The organism is Ruminococcus sp. NK3A76, assembly GCF_000686125.1.
Taxonomy (GTDB): domain Bacteria; phylum Bacillota; class Clostridia; order Oscillospirales; family Ruminococcaceae; genus NK3A76.
On the sequence record NZ_JMMA01000002.1, the window covers coordinates 1,230,519 to 1,246,738 of the forward strand.

Annotated in this window: 21 protein-coding genes and 3 tRNA genes; 19 read left to right on the forward strand and 5 right to left on the reverse strand. The window is 45.0% G+C overall.

The annotated features are described in order from the left end of the window. The 16 genes from hisG to CD05_RS0105885 all read left to right on the forward strand — a co-directional run bounded on the left by hisG (position 1) and on the right by CD05_RS0105885 (position 10,500). Positions 1-639 carry an ATP phosphoribosyltransferase gene (hisG, locus tag CD05_RS0105810; protein WP_028509699.1) on the forward strand — a complete coding sequence of 213 codons (639 nt, stop codon included), beginning with the start codon at positions 1-3 and terminating at the stop codon, positions 637-639. A gap of 5 nt (positions 640-644) precedes the next feature. Further along, the gene (hisD, locus tag CD05_RS0105815) at positions 645-1,937 is read left to right on the forward strand and encodes a histidinol dehydrogenase (protein ID WP_028509700.1); all 1,293 of its coding nucleotides are present in this window, start codon (positions 645-647) and stop codon (positions 1,935-1,937) included. Between the two features lie 16 nt (positions 1,938-1,953). Beyond that, a complete protein-coding gene (locus tag CD05_RS0105820; RefSeq protein ID WP_028509701.1) occupies positions 1,954-2,643 on the forward strand; it encodes an NAD(P)H-dependent oxidoreductase in 690 nt (229 codons plus the stop codon). A gap of 17 nt (positions 2,644-2,660) precedes the next feature. After that, positions 2,661-3,239, forward strand: coding sequence for an imidazoleglycerol-phosphate dehydratase HisB (hisB, locus tag CD05_RS0105825; protein WP_028509702.1), 579 nt, complete (start codon positions 2,661-2,663; stop codon positions 3,237-3,239). Further along, on the forward strand, positions 3,240-3,845 hold the full coding sequence (gene hisH, locus CD05_RS0105830) for an imidazole glycerol phosphate synthase subunit HisH (protein ID WP_028509703.1): 606 nt from the start codon (positions 3,240-3,242) through the stop codon (positions 3,843-3,845). A 4-nt stretch (positions 3,846-3,849) separates the two neighbouring features. Then, positions 3,850-4,641, forward strand: coding sequence for a class I SAM-dependent methyltransferase (locus CD05_RS0105835; protein ID WP_028509704.1), 792 nt, complete (start codon positions 3,850-3,852; stop codon positions 4,639-4,641). A gap of 12 nt (positions 4,642-4,653) precedes the next feature. Next, positions 4,654-5,409 carry an imidazole glycerol phosphate synthase subunit HisF gene (hisF, locus tag CD05_RS0105840; RefSeq protein ID WP_028509705.1) on the forward strand — a complete coding sequence of 252 codons (756 nt, stop codon included), beginning with the start codon at positions 4,654-4,656 and terminating at the stop codon, positions 5,407-5,409. Positions 5,410-5,413: 4 nt separating this feature from the next. Next, positions 5,414-5,695 carry a hypothetical protein gene (locus CD05_RS17645; RefSeq protein ID WP_037322834.1) on the forward strand — a complete coding sequence of 94 codons (282 nt, stop codon included), beginning with the start codon at positions 5,414-5,416 and terminating at the stop codon, positions 5,693-5,695. Beyond that, a complete protein-coding gene (locus tag CD05_RS0105850) occupies positions 5,695-6,099 on the forward strand; it encodes a GNAT family N-acetyltransferase (protein ID WP_028509706.1) in 405 nt (134 codons plus the stop codon). The genes CD05_RS17645 and CD05_RS0105850 overlap by 1 nt, the downstream gene beginning before the upstream one ends. A 12-nt stretch (positions 6,100-6,111) precedes the next feature. Continuing rightward, positions 6,112-6,486, forward strand: a complete 375-nt coding sequence (locus CD05_RS0105855; RefSeq protein ID WP_028509707.1) for a hypothetical protein — start codon at positions 6,112-6,114, stop codon at positions 6,484-6,486. Between the two features lie 10 nt (positions 6,487-6,496). Beyond that, positions 6,497-6,850, forward strand: coding sequence for a phosphoribosyl-AMP cyclohydrolase (gene hisI / locus CD05_RS0105860; protein ID WP_037322837.1), 354 nt, complete (start codon positions 6,497-6,499; stop codon positions 6,848-6,850). After that, positions 6,851-7,189, forward strand: coding sequence for a phosphoribosyl-ATP diphosphatase (gene hisE / locus CD05_RS0105865; RefSeq protein ID WP_028509709.1), 339 nt, complete (start codon positions 6,851-6,853; stop codon positions 7,187-7,189). A gap of 1 nt (position 7,190) precedes the next feature. Further along, the gene (locus tag CD05_RS0105870) at positions 7,191-7,571 is read left to right on the forward strand and encodes a hypothetical protein (RefSeq protein WP_028509710.1); all 381 of its coding nucleotides are present in this window, start codon (positions 7,191-7,193) and stop codon (positions 7,569-7,571) included. Between the two features lie 87 nt (positions 7,572-7,658). Further along, positions 7,659-8,468, forward strand: a complete 810-nt coding sequence (locus CD05_RS17650) for a hypothetical protein (RefSeq protein ID WP_198021574.1) — start codon at positions 7,659-7,661, stop codon at positions 8,466-8,468. Between the two features lie 139 nt (positions 8,469-8,607). Beyond that, the gene (gene nrdG / locus CD05_RS0105880) at positions 8,608-9,144 is read left to right on the forward strand and encodes an anaerobic ribonucleoside-triphosphate reductase activating protein (protein ID WP_028509711.1); all 537 of its coding nucleotides are present in this window, start codon (positions 8,608-8,610) and stop codon (positions 9,142-9,144) included. 129 nt (positions 9,145-9,273) lie between these two features. Further along, positions 9,274-10,500: an IS256 family transposase gene (locus CD05_RS0105885; protein WP_028509712.1), complete on the forward strand. Its 1,227-nt coding sequence runs from the start codon at positions 9,274-9,276 to the stop codon at positions 10,498-10,500. Between the two features lie 109 nt (positions 10,501-10,609). On the opposite strand, the gene CD05_RS0105890 is transcribed toward CD05_RS0105885, so the two are convergent. The 4 genes from CD05_RS0105890 to CD05_RS0105905 form a co-directional block, all read right to left on the reverse strand. Then, the gene (locus CD05_RS0105890) at positions 10,610-11,206 is read right to left on the reverse strand and encodes a helix-turn-helix transcriptional regulator (RefSeq protein WP_028509713.1); all 597 of its coding nucleotides are present in this window, start codon (positions 11,204-11,206) and stop codon (positions 10,610-10,612) included. A 408-nt stretch (positions 11,207-11,614) separates the two neighbouring features. Continuing rightward, positions 11,615-11,690: transfer RNA gene (locus CD05_RS0105895), tRNA-Gln, on the reverse strand. A 12-nt stretch (positions 11,691-11,702) separates the two neighbouring features. Then, positions 11,703-11,778, reverse strand: a tRNA-Gln gene (locus CD05_RS0105900). Positions 11,779-11,997: 219 nt separating this feature from the next. Beyond that, positions 11,998-13,290: an adenylosuccinate synthase gene (locus CD05_RS0105905; protein WP_028509714.1), complete on the reverse strand. Its 1,293-nt coding sequence runs from the start codon at positions 13,288-13,290 to the stop codon at positions 11,998-12,000. Between the two features lie 213 nt (positions 13,291-13,503). Between CD05_RS0105905 and CD05_RS0105910 the strand changes: the two genes are divergently transcribed. Both CD05_RS0105910 and CD05_RS0105915 read left to right on the forward strand, forming a co-directional pair. After that, a tRNA-Leu gene (locus tag CD05_RS0105910) sits at positions 13,504-13,590 on the forward strand. A 56-nt stretch (positions 13,591-13,646) separates the two neighbouring features. After that, positions 13,647-14,105 (forward strand): S24/S26 family peptidase, encoded by a 459-nt coding sequence (locus tag CD05_RS0105915; RefSeq protein WP_037322838.1) that lies wholly within the window; start codon positions 13,647-13,649, stop codon positions 14,103-14,105. A 32-nt stretch (positions 14,106-14,137) separates the two neighbouring features. Here the strand turns inward: CD05_RS0105915 and CD05_RS0105920 are convergent, their stop codons facing one another. Next, complete coding sequence (locus CD05_RS0105920) at positions 14,138-15,511, reverse strand: trypsin-like peptidase domain-containing protein (RefSeq protein WP_037322839.1); 1,374 nt, start codon at positions 15,509-15,511, stop codon at positions 14,138-14,140. Between the two features lie 228 nt (positions 15,512-15,739). On the opposite strand from CD05_RS0105920, the gene CD05_RS0105925 reads away from it, so the two are divergent. Further along, positions 15,740-16,213: a GNAT family N-acetyltransferase gene (locus tag CD05_RS0105925; protein ID WP_028509717.1), complete on the forward strand. Its 474-nt coding sequence runs from the start codon at positions 15,740-15,742 to the stop codon at positions 16,211-16,213. Positions 16,214-16,220: the final 7 nt, after the last annotated feature.

Genomic DNA, 16,220 nt, shown 5'->3' on the forward strand with positions numbered 1-16,220 from the left:
ATGAATAAACCGCTTAGGATAGCCCTTACCAAGGGCAGACTTGAAAAGGACACGATAGGTCTTTTTGAAAAGATAGGATTTGACTGCACAGCCGTAAGAGAAAAGGGCAGAAAGCTCATTCTGCCGGTTGACGGCGGCAGGATAGAGGTCGTGCTTGCTAAGGCAAACGATGTTATCACATATGTTGAGCATGGTGTATGTGATATGGGCGTTGTCGGCAAGGATACTATAATGGAGATGCAGGGCAAGTTCTTTGAGCTTGCAGACCTTGGCTTCGGCAGATGCAAATTTGCTCTTGCTGCCAAAAAGGGCGAGAAGTTTTACGGCGGCTACGGCGTAAAGACTATCGCTACAAAGTACCCGAACATTACAAGAAACCATTTTGAGAGCAAGGGTATGGACGTTGAGATAGTTAAGATAGAAGGCTCTGTCGAGCTCGCACCGCTTCTTGAACTCTCTGATGGTATAGTAGATATTGTAGAGACCGGCACTACTCTTAAGGAAAACGGCCTTGAAGTAATAGAGGATATTTGCCCTATCTCTGCAAGACTTATCGTAAATATGGTAAGCATGAAGCTCAGACAGCAGGAGATAGAGGAGCTCGTTGAGCTGATAGATAAGAATTTGAAAAAGGACTGATATTAATGGCACTTGTAAAGAAGATATATGTTAATGGCGTTGATGATGTTCAGTTTTTCAAGACGCTTGAAAAGCGCTCGGGTGAGACTGACAAGAAGGTCACAGCGACTGTTACTGATATAATTGATAATGTAAAGGAAAACGGTGACAAGGCTGTCAATGAGTATACCCTCAAATTTGACGGCAAGCTGCCGCAGTATTATGAAGTACCCAGAGAGGTAATAAACGATGCGCTCACAGAGGCAGATCAGGATTATGTTGATGCGCTCTTAAATTGCGTTGAGAATATCACAGCTTTTCACCAGCGCCAGAAGTCACAGAGCTTTATTGACCCTCAGCAGGGCGGTATAATCCTCGGCCAGAGGGTAAGGGGCTTACACAGAGTTGGCCTTTATGTTCCAGGCGGTACAGCTGCATATCCTTCATCAGTTCTTATGAACGCTATCCCTGCAAAGATCGCAGGCGTTGGCGAGATAATCATGGTAACACCGCCTCTTAAGGACGGCACACCCAATAAGGATATACTTGTTGCAGCTGCACTTTGCGGCGTTGACAGGATATTCATGGCAGGCGGCGCACAGGCGATCGCAGCTTTGGCTTACGGCACAGAGCAGATACCCAAGGTTGACAAGATAGTCGGCCCCGGCAATATATTTGTTGCAACTGCAAAGAAACTGCTTTACGGCACTGTAGATATCGACATGGTTGCAGGCCCGAGCGAGGTGCTTGTTCTTGCTGACGAAACAGCTGACCCGAAGTTCGTTGCTGCTGACCTTATGTCTCAGGCGGAGCACGACAGACTTGCCTCTGCAATTCTCGTTACTACCTGCGAGGAGCTTGCAGACAAGGTGAATGCTGAGTTTGAAAGACAGCTTGAATACCTTGACAGAAGAGATATAATCAGAGAGTCTCTTGAAAACTACGGCGCTATAATGATATGCAGTAATAAGGACGAGGCTGTTGAAATGGCTAACAAGTGTGCTCCCGAGCACCTTGAAGTGCTTTTCGAGAATCCTATGGAATATGTTGGCAGGCTTGACAATGCAGGCTCTGTATTCTTAGGCCAGTATGCTTCCGAGCCTCTTGGTGACTACTATGCAGGCCCCAACCACGTTCTTCCTACGAGTGGCACTGCAAGGTTCTTCTCGCCTCTTGGTGTAAACAGCTTTGAGAAGCGTTCGAGCTTTATCTACTACACAGAAGACGCACTCAGAAACGCTAAGGACGATATCGTACTTGTTGCTGAGAGAGAGGGTCTTACTGCTCACGCTAATGCTATCAAGGTAAGATTTGAGTAATACTTAATGAGGTTTTATGAAAACTGTTATTATCCACGGTCAGAGCCATGAGGGCTCGACCTGTAATATCGCAAGGCAGCTTGCAAACAAGCTCGGCGGTGAGCTCACGGAATTCTTTCTTCCCCGTGATTTTGGTGAACTGTGTCTGGGCTGCACAAACTGTTTTACAAAAGGCGAGAATTATTGTCCGCATCTAAAACGGCTTGATCCGATAACTAAGGCTATTGACGATGCGGATGTTCTGATACTTGCAAGCCCTGTTTATGTATATCATGCAACAGGTGCTATGAAAGCTTTGCTCGACCACTACGGCTACCGCTGGATGCCGCATCGCCCTGATGAGAAGATGTTTTCCAAGCAGGCTGTGTGCATCTCTACTGCCGCAGGCGCAGGAATGAAAAGCACGAACAAGGACATGGCAGACAGTGCATTTTACTGGGGCTGTGCAAAGGTATACACGCTTGGCGTTGCCGTGGCAGCGACCAGCTGGGATAGTGTCAGCGACAAAAAACGTGCAAAGATAGATAGCAAGACCACGGCTATAGCCGGCAGCATCAAAGCAAGAGTCGGCAAAGTCAAACCGGGCTTTAAGACCAGGTTTATGTTTGGCATCATGCGTATGATGCAAAAAAACGGCTGGAATGAGCTTGATATGGAATACTGGCGCAATAAGGGCTGGCTCGATGACAAACGCCCGTGGAAATGACAATATAGGTGATTAATATGAGAACAGGTGAAATAACACGCACAACTAAAGAAACAGATATCAATATACGCCTTGATCTTGACGGCTCAGGTAAGGTGAATATCAATACAGGCATAGGCTTTTTTGACCATATGCTCACAGCACTCGGCGTACACGCAGGGTTTGACCTTGATGTGACTGTCAAGGGCGATCTTGAAGTCGATGCTCATCACAGTGTAGAAGACACAGGCATTGCTCTCGGTCAGGCTTTTGCAAAGGCTATAGGTGATAAAGCAGGTATTGCCCGTTACGGCTCGTTTTTTATCCCTATGGACGAAGCACTTTGCTTCTGCTCGCTCGATATAAGCGGCAGACCTTTCCTTGTGTACAATGCACAGCTTACAAATGAAATGGTAGGGGAGTTTGATACCTGCCTTGCTGAGGAGTTCTTCCGTGCTTTTGCTTTTAATGCTGGGATTACACTGCATATCCGTGAGGAATACGGTAAAAACGATCACCACATAATTGAGGGAATGTTCAAGGCACTCGCTCATGCGCTTAAGGCAGCTGTCAGCCAGACTGGCGGAGGAGTGCTTTCAACAAAAGGAGTTCTGTAAATGATAGCAATAATCGACTATGGTGCAGGAAATATATTTTCAGTAAAGAATGCACTTGATTATCTCGGCTTTGAGAATAAACTCACCGATAAAAAGGAAGACCTTGAAAAGGCAGATGCACTCATACTTCCAGGTGTCGGCGCTTTTCCTTGGGCAATGAATATGCTAAGAGTTAGCGGCCTTACAGATACAATAAAGGTACAGGCAAAGGAAAAGCCTTTTCTCGGCATATGCCTTGGAATGCAGCTGCTCTTTGAAAAGAGCTACGAGTTTGAGGAGTGTAAGGGTCTTTCGCTTATCGGCGGCTATGTTGATAAGATGAATGAGCCCGGGCTTGTTATACCGCATATGGGCTGGAACAAGCTCGAATATAATCACAACTGCAAGCTCTTTGACGGGCTGACTGATAATGAGTATGTGTATTTTGTTCACTCATACAAGGCGTTTTTAGATGACAAGGATCTTTATGCTTACAGCACTTACGGCTCAAAGGTGCCGGCTGTCGTATCTGACGGAAAATTTGTTTACGGATGCCAGTTCCACCCGGAAAAGAGCGGTAAGACCGGACTGAAGATACTTGAAAACTTCGCATCATTATCAAGGTGATAATATGGAAATAACAAGAAACAACATCGACGGCGGTGCTGCCTTTGACTGGGGCAGAGCCTCCGCCGATTATGCAAGATACAGGGATATTTATCCTGATGAATTCTATCAGCGCATAGCTGATATGGGCTTGTGCATTTCAGGCCAGAGCGTGCTTGATATCGGCACAGGCACAGGTGTGCTGCCGAGGAATATGTACAGATTCGGCGCAAAATGGACGGGAACGGATATCAGCGACGGCCAGATATCACAGGCAAAGCAGCTTTCAGAAGCACTTGGTATGGACATAGACTATGCTGTGTCTCCTGCTGAGGAGCTTAAGTTTGCTGACGGCAGCTTTGATGTGATAACAGCCTGCCAGTGCTATTGGTACTTTCTGCATGAGAAGACTGCACCGCTTTTTGCAAGGCTGTTAAAGGACGGCGGCAGAGTGCTTTTGCTGCTTATGAACTGGCTGCCCTTTGAAGACGAGATAGCAAGAAAGACAGAGGACCTTGTGCTGAAATACAACCCAGGCTGGAGCGGCTGCAATGAGACTTTCCATTCACTTGCTGTGCCTGAGGAATATGGCAAGTATTTTGAAATAGAGCGCACTGGTGAATACAGGCTGCCTGTTCGTTTTACCCGTGAAAGCTGGAACGGAAGGATAAAAGCGTGCAGAGGCATCGGTGCATCATCACTTACCGAGGAGCAGAAGGCTGCTTGGGAGAAGGAGCACCTTGAAATGCTCTCTCATTATCCCGAGGAATTTGATATAAAGCACTTTGCAGCATTTGCTGTTTTGAAGAAGAAATAAAGGAGTAACACAATGCTTGCTAAAAGAATAATCCCATGCCTTGATGTAAGAGACGGCAAGGTGGTAAAGGGTGTTAATTTTGAAGGAATAAAAGAGGTCGGAGACCCTGTTGAGTGCGCTTATGAGTATAATCTTCAGGGCGCTGACGAGATAGTATTCTATGATATCACAGCTTCTCACGAGGGCAGGGGTGTTATGCTCGATGTTGTCAGAGAAACTGCAAAGAAAGTCTTCGTACCCCTCACTGTCGGCGGCGGTATCAAAACTGTTGATGATATAAGAGAAACTCTGCGTGCCGGTGCTGATAAGGTGTCGGTCAATTCGCAGGCTGTGCAGAACCCTCAGCTTATCAAAGAGGGCGCTGATATTTTCGGCAGTCAGTGTATATGCGTTGGCGTAGATGCAAAGGCTATCGGGGATAAAAAATGGACAGTTTTCATCAACGGCGGAAGAATTGATATGAAGCGTGACCTTATCGATTGGGTCAAGGAGTGCGAACAGCTCGGTGCCGGCGAGATATGCCTTAATTCTATCGACACTGACGGTGTGCGTGGCGGGTTTGATATAGATATGCTCAAAGCCGTTGTCGATGCGGTCAAGATACCTGTTATTGCCTCAGGCGGTGCAGGCAAGCTCGGAGATTTTGCTGATGCTTTCTTAAAGACCGATTGCTCTGCTGCACTTGCGGCTTCGCTTTTCCATTTCAGAGAGCTTACTGTGCAGCAGGTCAAGGACGACTGCCGTAGCAAGGGTATAATCGTGAGGTAATACTATGAATGATGAGAAAAACGAGCTTGTAGAGAAGCCGGAGGAAACCGATAAGGAAAACACCGACGAAAATGAAAGCAATAACGGCTTGATACTTGGTATGTGCTTAGGCCTGTCTGTCGGTTCGATGATAGGTATCATGAGAGAAGACATGGCTCTGTTTACTGCAATGGGCTTAGGTATCGGGCTGTGCATTGGTGCGGCGATAGATGCTTTAAATCGAAAGAAAAAATCCAGGAGCACTAATAGTGATGATGACAAGGCTACAGACAAAGAGGAAGAATAATGGCTGTTGAATACAAGGATATACATGATTTTTCGGCCAAGGAGCTTGAAAGGCTGTTTCTGTCTGTCGAATGGTCATCAGGGCATTTTCCTGATAAGCTCGTCACGGCTATGAAGAATTACGATACGGTGTTTTCAGCGTGGGACGGCGATAAGCTCATAGGTATGATATGTGCTCTTGATGATGGAGTTATGACTGCATATGTGCATTATCTTCTTGTTGACCCTGAATATCACGGGCAGACGATAGGCAGAACGCTTGTCGATATGGTCAAGGAAAAGTATAAAGACTATCTGCGCATCGTGCTTGTGGCTTATAAGGACGAAACGCATTTTTACGAGAAGTGCGGCTTTAAGATAGAGGATAAATCATTGCCTATGTGCATAACAAGTCTTTGGACGTAAAGGTTTGATACTATGAAAAAATATATGCGTATACAAGGCCGTGAACTTGCTTACAGGACCGGCAAGCCTGTCGGTGTCTTTATACTTAACTGGCGAAGGGTCAGAGACGGTGTATACTCGCAGGAAGACTGTGAGCTTTATGATAAAACAGAAGAATGGTTCAAGCAGCATCTGCCTGAGCCGCCTTTTTACGGCAAGGATAATGAGAACCCTCAGGGCGCTGTAACTTATTTCAAGACTGAAAAGTATGATGATATGCGTGAGAAAGCGGAGATCCTTATGTCGCTGCTTGATAAGTATAATGTGCCTTATGATATTGTATTTACCGATCATGTCGGCAGGATAATCTATGAGGACGATTATCAGGTCGCTGTTGTTGATGAGTAAAGGAGTAATTATGAGTAAGATAAAAGTTGATCTGAATGATCTTGACAAATACTTTGCAAAGGGCGAGCTTATCCCTGCGATATGCTATGAGGTCGATACAAAGACCGTGCTGATGCTTGCCTATATGAACAAGGAGAGCCTGAAAAAAACACTTGAGACTGGCTACACCTGGTTCTGGAGCAGGTCAAGGCAGGAATACTGGAACAAGGGTGCAACGAGTGGTCATCTGCAAAAGGTGATATCAATTTACTCGGACTGCGATGATGATACGCTGCTTGTAAATGTCAGACAGACAGGAGTTGCCTGCCATACAGGTGCTTACAGCTGCTTTTTTAATGAAATGTATAATGAGGAGGAAGAATAAATGACAGTTTATCAGGAAATATTTGAGGTATTAAAGGCAAGAAAGGAACAGTTCGACAAGGGCGAGGCTCCCGAAAAGAGCTACACCTGCTATCTCTACAGCCAGGGTGTTGATAAGATCTGCAAGAAGATAGGCGAGGAGGCTTCCGAGACTATTATCGCAGCAAAGAATAGTGATAACGACGAGCTCAAAAACGAGATAAACGATCTGCTTTATCACGTTATGGTGCTTGCTGTTAATCAGGGTCTTGACTGGGCTGACGTTGAGAAGGTGCTTGACGAGCGCAATGAAAAGATAGGCAACTTAAAGCAGTTCAAGACGGTCGATAAGAACACCTGATATGAGAGGAAAGGGTAATTTCAGCTTTAAAAAGCTCGGTATCGTTGTTATGGCGATAAGCGGCACTGCGATGCTGTTTTGTGTTTTCCTGCTGATATTCGGTATGCGCACAGACGCAGAGCTTACAGATATAAAGGCAAATAAGAATAATTATAGTCTTGTTTACAGCTATACTGTTGACGGCAAGGAGTACAAGACATCAGAGCGAATCAAATCAAGCAAATATAATGAAGCTGATTCAAAGTCGATCGAAGTAATCTGTCTTAAACAGGTGCCGTCTGTCAGATATGACAGAGATCTTCTTATACTTAGTGCTATGTCTTTTGCTATCGGCTTTGGCTTTTTCTATCCTAACAGGACAGTAAAAAAGATAACCGACTGATAAATGCACACAATTAAACCCAAATGAATATAATTTAGAGAAGTAAGAAAAATACTTCTCTATTTTTATTATCAGGAGGGTAAACCTATGTTAGAAAACACCACCAACAGGCAGTTCTCCGAAGCAGTGTGTGTTGATGCTATGAGAGTTTTTGACTCGTGCTCGGCACAGGATTGTCTTGAAGACCTTCAGTTTGTATTCTCCACGGAGGATCAGGCGACAGTAAATGCCGCAGATTACATCAAGTCAAAGGATATCACTATAACAGGTGTTACATTCACGATCGACCCTGTGCCGTTTAATAAGGGCTTCTATACGGTCGATATCACCTATTCATTCAGGGCTGAGATAGATGCATACACCGCCGATGCACCGCTTCCGGACACTATATACGGCACATCTACCTTCAGCAAAAAGGTGATACTCTACGGCAGCGAGGGCAGCACACAGCGCTTTGTATCGAACGAGCCGGCAGCGGCAGTAGCTTCTTCAACAACAAGCGGCTGTGCCTGCAACTGCGACTGCGGCGCTATGCCTGTGGCATCTGTCAACGTTGCATCGCCTATGTGCCTTGATGCTAAGCTCGTGCCTGATACAACGCAGGAGGGTGAGCAGGACGTTCTGATAACTATTGGTATATTCGCCATAGTTCAGCTATCACGCCCTGTGCCTATACTCATTCCGTCGTATGACTATTGTATGCCGGGCAAGGAGTGCTCTACCAACACCGATACGCCGTGCGAGCTTTTTGAGGCGTTGCAGTTCCCGACGAATGAGTTTTTCCCAAGACCTATCAGCCCGAACGGCTGCTGCTGCCAGAATAACAGCAACGATAACACCACCTCCGGCGGCAATACTGACACCGCAAACAGCTCACAGCAGGCTCAGAGGAGATAATCCAAGCTGTAAAACAAGCCATAGCATTTCCTTAAAATGGAAAGGCTGTGGCTTTTTCCATGTTTTTTTCAAAAATATGATGACAAATCAGTTTTAATGTGCTATAATATAGTTATAATGAATAACGGGAGGGGCATATATGAACTACGCTGAGATCAAGAATAATGATATCGCAAACGGCGAGGGTGTAAGGGTAAGCCTGTTCGTTTCGGGCTGCACGCACCACTGTGAAGGCTGCTTTAATCCTATGACATGGGATTTTGGCTACGGGCAGGAGTTTACCAATGAAACTATCGACAGTATATTAGAAATGCTTTCTCCGCCTTATATAAAGGGTCTTACGCTTCTCGGCGGCGAGCCTATGGAGCCCGATAACCAGCGTGCGCTCCTGCCTTTGCTCAAAAGAGTCAGGGAAAGGAATTCTCAGAAGACTATCTGGTGCTACACAGGATATCTGTTTGATAAAGAGCTGCTCTCTCCAAGCCGAGCAAGGTGCGAGGTGACTGATGAACTGCTTAGTATGATAGATGTTTTAGTGGACGGTGAGTTCGTGCTTGCAAAGAAGAACATCATGCTGCAATTTCGTGGCTCTGAGAACCAGCGTATTATTGATGTAAAAAAGTCGCTTTCAAGCGGTGAGGTAGTTATGTATACTCCTGTCAGCGGAAAGCTGTGATAAAAAAAGGCGGGGGATACCCGCCTTTTTCTTATACTTTCCTGAATATCTGAGCCTCTGAAAAAAAGTCTGTAAAAAGTCAGCAAACTGTGATAAAATAGAATTAATATCACAGGAGGCTGATTTTTTATGGCAAGAAGAAAAAGAGAACCGATGAGCGAGGGCAAGAAGAACATAATAGGAATGCTGCTTGAGGAATACGACATCAAGTCGGCTAAGGATATTGAGGATGCCCTGAAAGACCTTCTCGGAGGAACAATCCAGGAAATGCTTGAATCCGAAATGGACGAGCATCTTGGATATCAGGAATATGAACGTTCCGACAATCCTGACTCTCGTAATGGTAAGAAAACCAAGAAGATACGCGGAAGCTTCGGAGAAACTGAAATTGAAGTGCCGCAGGATCGCGACGGCAGTTTTGAGCCAAAGGTCGTAAAGAAGCGTCAGAAGGACATCTCAGGCATTGAGCAGAAGATAATTGCTCTGTATGCCAAAGGAATGACCACACGCCAGATAAGCGAAACTATCGAAGATATCTACGGATTTGAAGTCAGCGACGGTATGGTATCAGATATCACAGACCGCCTTCTACCGCAGATAGAGGACTGGCAGAAACGTCCATTGGACGAAGTATATCCGATAGTATTCATCGATGCAGTACACTTCTCAGTGCGTGATAACGGACAGATCAGGAAGCTTGCCGCGTATGTGATCCTAGCTGTCAGCATGACAGGTCACAAGGAAGTTCTTTCAATACATATCGGCGAAAACGAGAGCGCCAAGTACTGGCTCGGCGTTCTGAACGAGTTGAAAAATCGCGGAGTTAAGGATATTCTCGTCATCTGCGCAGACGGACTTACAGGCATGAAAGAAGCTGTATCAGCAGCTTTTCCGCAAACTGAGCTTCAGCGCTGCATAGTTCATCAGGTAAGAAATACGTTGAAATATGTCGGAGAGAAGAACAAAAAAGAGTTCGCAAACGACCTGAAAACGATCTATCATGCACCTTCCGAGGATGCTGCTCTTGAAGCTCTCGATCGTGTTACTGAAAAATGGGAGGACGATTATCCTAACGCTATGAAGAGCTGGTACAAGAACTGGGACGTAATATCGCCGATTTTTAAGTTCTCCTCCGACGTCAGGAAGGTCATTTACACCACAAATGCCATCGAGAGCCTGAACAGCGGCTATCGCCGTCTGAACAAGCAGAGAAGTGTATTTCCGAGCGATACAGCGCTCCTGAAGGCTCTGTATCTGGCGACGCATGAGATAGCTAAGAAATGGACCATGCCGCTGCGAAACTGGGGCAAAGTCCTGGGCGAGCTTGAGATCATGTACCCCGACAGGATCGGCTGATATCCAAAGAACCTTGACAAATTACAGTATCTATTGTATACTGTAAAAAAATTGGAGCGGCTATTTTCAAGCCGCTCACAACTTAACGTTTTTATCACAGTTTTTGAATTTACAGAGTTTTTTTCGCAGAGCCGAATATCTTAAACTTTATCTCGCCGACAGAGAACTTTTTGCCCTCGATCTTTTCGGAAAGCTCTCTGCTCTCTAAAAACTCACTTGTAACAAGCACAAGGATCTGCTTGTCTGCGTCTTTCACAAGGAAATACTGGTTGTCAATATCATCAAGCTGCTTTATCAGCTTCGGCAGCCCAAAGGACGCACCTGTTCCAAAGCCTATGATATTGTCTATAATGTGGTCTTTTTTGGTCTGCTTGTCGGCGAGCAGGCTGAATATTTCTGCCTGTGGGTATTTATCCTTTATCAGCCGCTCCCTGCGAGTATCATTCAGCTTCTTTTCACCGTAGATGCTCAGGTCTATCTTTTCACGCAGCACTGTCTTGACTGCTGACTGCCCGTCATCGAGCAGATAATCGACAGACACATTCAAAAGCTCCGACAGTGCTTTGAGGTTTTGTATATCCGGCAGCCCCTTGTCTGACTCCCATTTTGTGACAGCCTGCCTTGATATGACCAGCTTATTTGCGAGCTGTTCCTGGGTCAGCCCTGCATTTTTTCTTGCGTCCTTGATCTTTTCTCCGAGTGTCATAATGATTCCTCCTTTTATTCCGGGGTGTTCCCCTTGCTATGTCTTCATCATAGCACACCCTGACCGATAACGCAAGAATTTATCCGTATCATTCATGCAACGCTTTGTAGCATCGCCGCAAATGGCGCAGAATAGGGGAGTTGTGGGTTTAAGGCAACACCGCACAAAGACCGCCTGAGAGCTTTGCGGCACATCTACTTGCAGATTTTCCGTCATATCACCCAAATTCACCTTGAAATACGTTAGTATTCCTGCGGTAAATTTGGGAAATCTGACTGCGTATCTGTACCACAATCTTTGTGCGGTGTTGCCTTAATAAAAAAAGCAGGCTCCTGACGTATCACATCAAGAGCAATAAAAGAAAGCAATAAAAGAATGAACCCCATAGCATAAGCTACGGGGTGTTTCTGGCTGGGGTGGAAGGATTCGAACCTTCGGAATGACGGAGTCAGAGTCCGTTGCCTTACCACTTGGCGACACCCCAATAAAGATGTTATGGTTGGGATAGATGGATTCGAACCATCGAAATGACGGAGTCAAAGTCCGTTGCCTTACCGCTTGGCTATACCCCAGAGTAATGGCATCGCCCATCCATTTTTATTCGCTGTCCTCACAGCTATTATATTATAGCAAATTTCAATGGAAATGTCAATACATATTTCTGAGAGTTTACAATTTATTAATATAAATCGTTTCAAATAATATGACCTTGTATTTCCGGGCGCAATATGATATATTTACGCATTAACGAAAAAGAATCGGCCGGGACTTAGCCCAGCCGATATGTTATATTACTTGGAAAGTGTGCTCTTTCTGTAGATGATATCCTCTCTCTTAGGGCCGTTGGATACCATAGTGATCGGGAAGCCTATCTGCTTTTCAACGAACTCTATGTACTTCTTGCAGTTCTCGGGGAGGTCTTCGTAGTTCTTGATGCCTCTGATGTCGCTGTTCCAGCCGTCAAGCACTTCAAGAACAGGCTTAGCCTTTTCAAGTCTTGTAGTTGTGGGGAAGTCAGTTGTTACTTCGCCGTCTATCTCATAGCCTACGCAAACGGGGATCTTGTCAAGATAACCGAGAACGTCTAAAACTGTGAATGCTACATCAGTTGTGCCCTGGAGTCTGCATCCGTACTTTGAAGCTACGCAGTCAAACCAGCCCATTCTTCTCGGTCTGCCTGTTGTAGCACCGTACTCGCCGCCGTCACCGCCACGTCTTCTGAGCTCGTCTGCTTCTTCGCCGAATATTTCGGAAACAAATGCGCCTGCGCCGACTGCTGATGAATAAGCCTTGACAACAGTAACTATCTGCTTGATCTCATAAGGCGGAATACCTGCACCTATTGCACCGTATGCAGCAAGTGTGGAAGAAGAAGTTACCATAGGATAGATGCCGTGGTCAGGATCCTTAAGTGTGCCGAGCTGACCTTCAAGAAGGATAGTCTTGCCTTCCTTTATAGCATCTGCAAGATAAGCGGAAACGTCGCAAACATAAGGCTCGATCATTTCCTTGTACTGCATAAGGGTATCAAAGATCTCCTGCTCATCGAGCTTTGGCTTGTGGTAGAGGTGCTCTAAAAGAACGTTCTTCTGAACGACCACTCTTGCGATGTGAGCCTTAAGTGCTTCTTCATCAAAGAGCTCCTGCACCTGGAAGCCTATCTTTGCATATTTATCGGAATAGAAAGGAGCTATACCCGACTTTGTTGAACCGAAGCTCGCTTTGCCGAGTCTTTCCTCCTCATACTGGTCAAAAAGAATGTGGTAGGGCATAACCATCTGAGCCCTGTCAGATATAAGTATCTTAGGCATCGGAACACCCTTTGATGTTATATCATTTATCTCACCGAAAAGAACAGGAACATTAAGTGCAACGCCGTTGCCTATAATGCTTGTGGTATGGTCATAGAAAACACCGGAAGGAAGTGTGTGAAGTGCAAATTTACCATAGTTGTTGACAATTGTGTGTCCTGCATTTGCACCTCCCTGGAATCTGATGATGATATCCGACTCCTGTGCCATCATATCGGTGATCTTACCTTTGCCCTCGTCGCCCCAGTTGGCGCCTACGATCGCTCTTACCATTTTTATCCTCCGTTCAAATTATCAAAAAAGTCTATTGGTGATATTTTCAGGCATATCACTTATATATTATATCACAGATGTAGGTCAAGCACAATAGTTTTTTGAAATTTTACATTTTGTATATAATTACCTAAATTCTCGTTTATCTGAAAAAATTCAAATAAACTCTTGACATTGGTGAAAAAAAGAGGTATAATATATATACTGATTTTTGCCGCTGTGGCGAAATTGGCAGACGCAAGGGACTTAAAATCCCTCGGTAGAAATACCGTACCGGTTCAAGTCCGGTCAGCGGCACCACATCAAAGCACGCAGTTTAGCGTGCTTTTTTTATTACACGTTGTGAGGTGAATCCATTGAGATCATCCTTTGAGGAGGAGCTTTTAAAAAACGGCAGGCTTATCTATACCAACAAGGGCGACAGTATGTTTCCATTAATTCTTGAAAACAAAACGCTTCTTATTATAGAAAAAAAGCCGGAGGGCAGGCTTAAGAAGTATGATGTCCCGCTTTATAAAAGAGACAGCGGCCAGTATGTTCTTCACCGTATCCTTGAAGTCAGAAAGAATGACTATGTTATCTGCGGTGACAACCGCTGGGGCAGGGAATACGGCATTACCGACAGGCATATCATAGGCGTGCTTACAGGCGTTGTCAGAAAAGGCAAAAAGATCTCAGTTGATGATCCTATGTACAAGCTGTATGTTCATATATGGTGTGATGCATTCCCGGTCAGGGCATTTATTATCCGTGGCTGGCAGTTTGTTAAGAAGCGTTACAGACGAATAATTAAAAGAATCAAAGGGCAGTCATAGGGCTGCCCTTTGTTTATGCTTATATTCTTTTATCAATATCCGAAGAAATCACTCGGGATATCAAATTCCTCGAAGCCACCGTACTGGTCGCTGCCGCTGCTTCTTCTCTGACGGCCTTCTGACTGATAATTGTTGCTGCTTTCTGTGTCAGCCTTATCAGAGCTGTCCTGCTTTGTCTCGTCAACTATTACGGATATTTCTGTGTATGCGCCGTTTCTGTATACCTTGCACACAAGCTCATCGCCCTTGCTTGATGCCTTGACAAGGCTTATAAGCTCGCTGCTTGACTTTATCTCCTTGCCGTTTACTTCAGTTATGATATCATTTACCTCAAGGCCGGCCTTCTCAGCAGGTGAGTCGTCGTTTACCTTCTTTATTGCAACACCCTCAGGAACGCCGTAATCCTTGACTTCGCTGCTTATCTCTGAAACTGATACACCGATGTATGACTTAACAACATAGCCGTTCTTGATTATGCTTTCGATAAGAGACTTTACATTGTCTATCGGTATAGCAAAGCCTATATTGTCGATAGATGCCTGAGTTGATAAGCCTGAGCTTGAATACTTGGCGTTGGTTATGCCTACGACTTCACCGTACATATTGAAAAGCGCACCGCCGGAGTTGCCGGAGTTTATAGCTGTGTCTGTCTGGATAAGCTGCATGGTGTTGTTCTCGGTTGTGACTGTCCTGTCAAGCGCACTTACAACACCTGCTGTGAGCGAGAATGTGAGCTCGCCTAATGGGTTGCCTATAGCAGCAACATCGTCACCTACGCTGAGGTCAGATGATGAGCCGAGAACAACAGGTGTCAGCCCGTCAGCATCTATCTTTAGTACTGCTATATCATTGCTCTCATCGCTGCCGATGAACTTGGCTTCATAAGATTTGCCGTTGTAAAGTGTTACGGTTATCTTGTTTGCGTCTTCAATTACATGGTGGTTGGTAACGATGTAGCCGTCAGCCGAGATTATAAATCCAGAACCAGAAGCTGCAGCTGTTGTCTCATAACCGAAATAGTTAGTGGTAATAGAAGTATTGATACCTACTGTGGAGTTCACATTTGCCTTGTAGACTTCCGATGCAGTCATAAGGCTGCCTGTGCTTACAGCAGTTTCTGTGATGCCGCTGGCTTTTCTGTTTGATGTTAAAAGAACAGTGTCGTTGTCGCTCTTTGTATCTTCATCATCAGCAGCTGCTGCTGATGATGTATTGTCATTTAAGTATCTCATGCCGGCATATGTGCCGCCTGTGCCTAATGCTCCGCCTAAAAGTGAGAAGCAAAGTGCCATTGCGACCACCTTGCCGCTGCCGCCCTTTTTCTTTGTCTTGGCTGCCGCTGACGGCTGATAGTAAGTATTTATCGGCTCCTGTGTGAGATCCTGTCTGTTATAGTATTCATTCATAATGATTACTTCCTTTCTTTGTTTTGTTATATATATGATAACCCCTTTTCTTTAAGGTAAGTTTAAATGCAGATGAAAACTATGAGAAACGGTTTTCACATAGTTTTAACAATGTGATAAATGCTTACACATTTTGACAAAACTTTTCACAAAAGCTCTGTATGCGATATTGCTATTGAAAATCAAAGAATAATATGATATAATAATCCTTGTAGGGGGCGATGATAAATGTTAGTAAGAAAGGCCGTCAGGGAAGATATCCCGGCTATACTCAGGCTTTTGTCTCAGGTGCTTGAAGCCCATGCGGCGATAAGACCCGATCTTTTCGTCAGCGGTACTGTCAAGTATAATGCAGATGAGCTTGCAGTTATAATAGATGATGAAAAAACGCCTGTGTTTGTGGCACAGGGCGATAACGGTGATATACTGGGTCATGCATTTGTTGTTATGAGTGTTAACACATCGCAGAATATGCCTATTGGCATGAAAAGTATGTATATCGACGATATATGCGTTGATGAAAATGCAAGAAGAATGAATGTCGGCACTGCTCTTTATCAGCACTGTATAGCTTATGCAAAGCAAGCAGGCTGTCACGATGTTTCTCTCAACGTCTGGGAGGGCAATGAAAGTGCTGATAAGTTCTACAGATCTATGGGGTTAAAACCCAGAAAGACTACTCTTGAATATATCCTTGACTAAAACACAT

What these genes read in the sequence shown, in the direction of transcription:
- CD05_RS17645 (WP_037322834.1), top strand. Translation starts at nt 5,414, where the DNA reads ATGAATGATGAGAAAAACGAGCTTGTAGAGAAGCCGGAGGAAACCGAT.
- CD05_RS0105890 (WP_028509713.1), bottom strand. Translation starts at nt 11,206, where the DNA reads ATGACACTCGGAGAAAAGATCAAGGACGCAAGAAAAAATGCAGGGCTG.
- CD05_RS0105855 (WP_028509707.1), top strand. Translation starts at nt 6,112, where the DNA reads ATGAAAAAATATATGCGTATACAAGGCCGTGAACTTGCTTACAGGACC.
- CD05_RS0105820 (WP_028509701.1), top strand. Translation starts at nt 1,954, where the DNA reads ATGAAAACTGTTATTATCCACGGTCAGAGCCATGAGGGCTCGACCTGT.
- CD05_RS0105920 (WP_037322839.1), bottom strand. Translation starts at nt 15,511, where the DNA reads ATGAATGAATACTATAACAGACAGGATCTCACACAGGAGCCGATAAAT.
- nrdG (WP_028509711.1), top strand. Translation starts at nt 8,608, where the DNA reads ATGAACTACGCTGAGATCAAGAATAATGATATCGCAAACGGCGAGGGT.
- hisF (WP_028509705.1), top strand. Translation starts at nt 4,654, where the DNA reads ATGCTTGCTAAAAGAATAATCCCATGCCTTGATGTAAGAGACGGCAAG.
- hisD (WP_028509700.1), top strand. Translation starts at nt 645, where the DNA reads ATGGCACTTGTAAAGAAGATATATGTTAATGGCGTTGATGATGTTCAG.
- CD05_RS0105925 (WP_028509717.1), top strand. Translation starts at nt 15,740, where the DNA reads ATGTTAGTAAGAAAGGCCGTCAGGGAAGATATCCCGGCTATACTCAGG.
- hisB (WP_028509702.1), top strand. Translation starts at nt 2,661, where the DNA reads ATGAGAACAGGTGAAATAACACGCACAACTAAAGAAACAGATATCAAT.
- hisE (WP_028509709.1), top strand. Translation starts at nt 6,851, where the DNA reads ATGACAGTTTATCAGGAAATATTTGAGGTATTAAAGGCAAGAAAGGAA.
- CD05_RS0105870 (WP_028509710.1), top strand. Translation starts at nt 7,191, where the DNA reads ATGAGAGGAAAGGGTAATTTCAGCTTTAAAAAGCTCGGTATCGTTGTT.
- hisI (WP_037322837.1), top strand. Translation starts at nt 6,497, where the DNA reads ATGAGTAAGATAAAAGTTGATCTGAATGATCTTGACAAATACTTTGCA.
- CD05_RS0105850 (WP_028509706.1), top strand. Translation starts at nt 5,695, where the DNA reads ATGGCTGTTGAATACAAGGATATACATGATTTTTCGGCCAAGGAGCTT.
- hisG (WP_028509699.1), top strand. Translation starts at nt 1, where the DNA reads ATGAATAAACCGCTTAGGATAGCCCTTACCAAGGGCAGACTTGAAAAG.
- CD05_RS0105905 (WP_028509714.1), bottom strand. Translation starts at nt 13,290, where the DNA reads ATGGTAAGAGCGATCGTAGGCGCCAACTGGGGCGACGAGGGCAAAGGT.
- CD05_RS0105835 (WP_028509704.1), top strand. Translation starts at nt 3,850, where the DNA reads ATGGAAATAACAAGAAACAACATCGACGGCGGTGCTGCCTTTGACTGG.
- hisH (WP_028509703.1), top strand. Translation starts at nt 3,240, where the DNA reads ATGATAGCAATAATCGACTATGGTGCAGGAAATATATTTTCAGTAAAG.
- CD05_RS0105885 (WP_028509712.1), top strand. Translation starts at nt 9,274, where the DNA reads ATGGCAAGAAGAAAAAGAGAACCGATGAGCGAGGGCAAGAAGAACATA.
- CD05_RS17650 (WP_198021574.1), top strand. Translation starts at nt 7,659, where the DNA reads ATGTTAGAAAACACCACCAACAGGCAGTTCTCCGAAGCAGTGTGTGTT.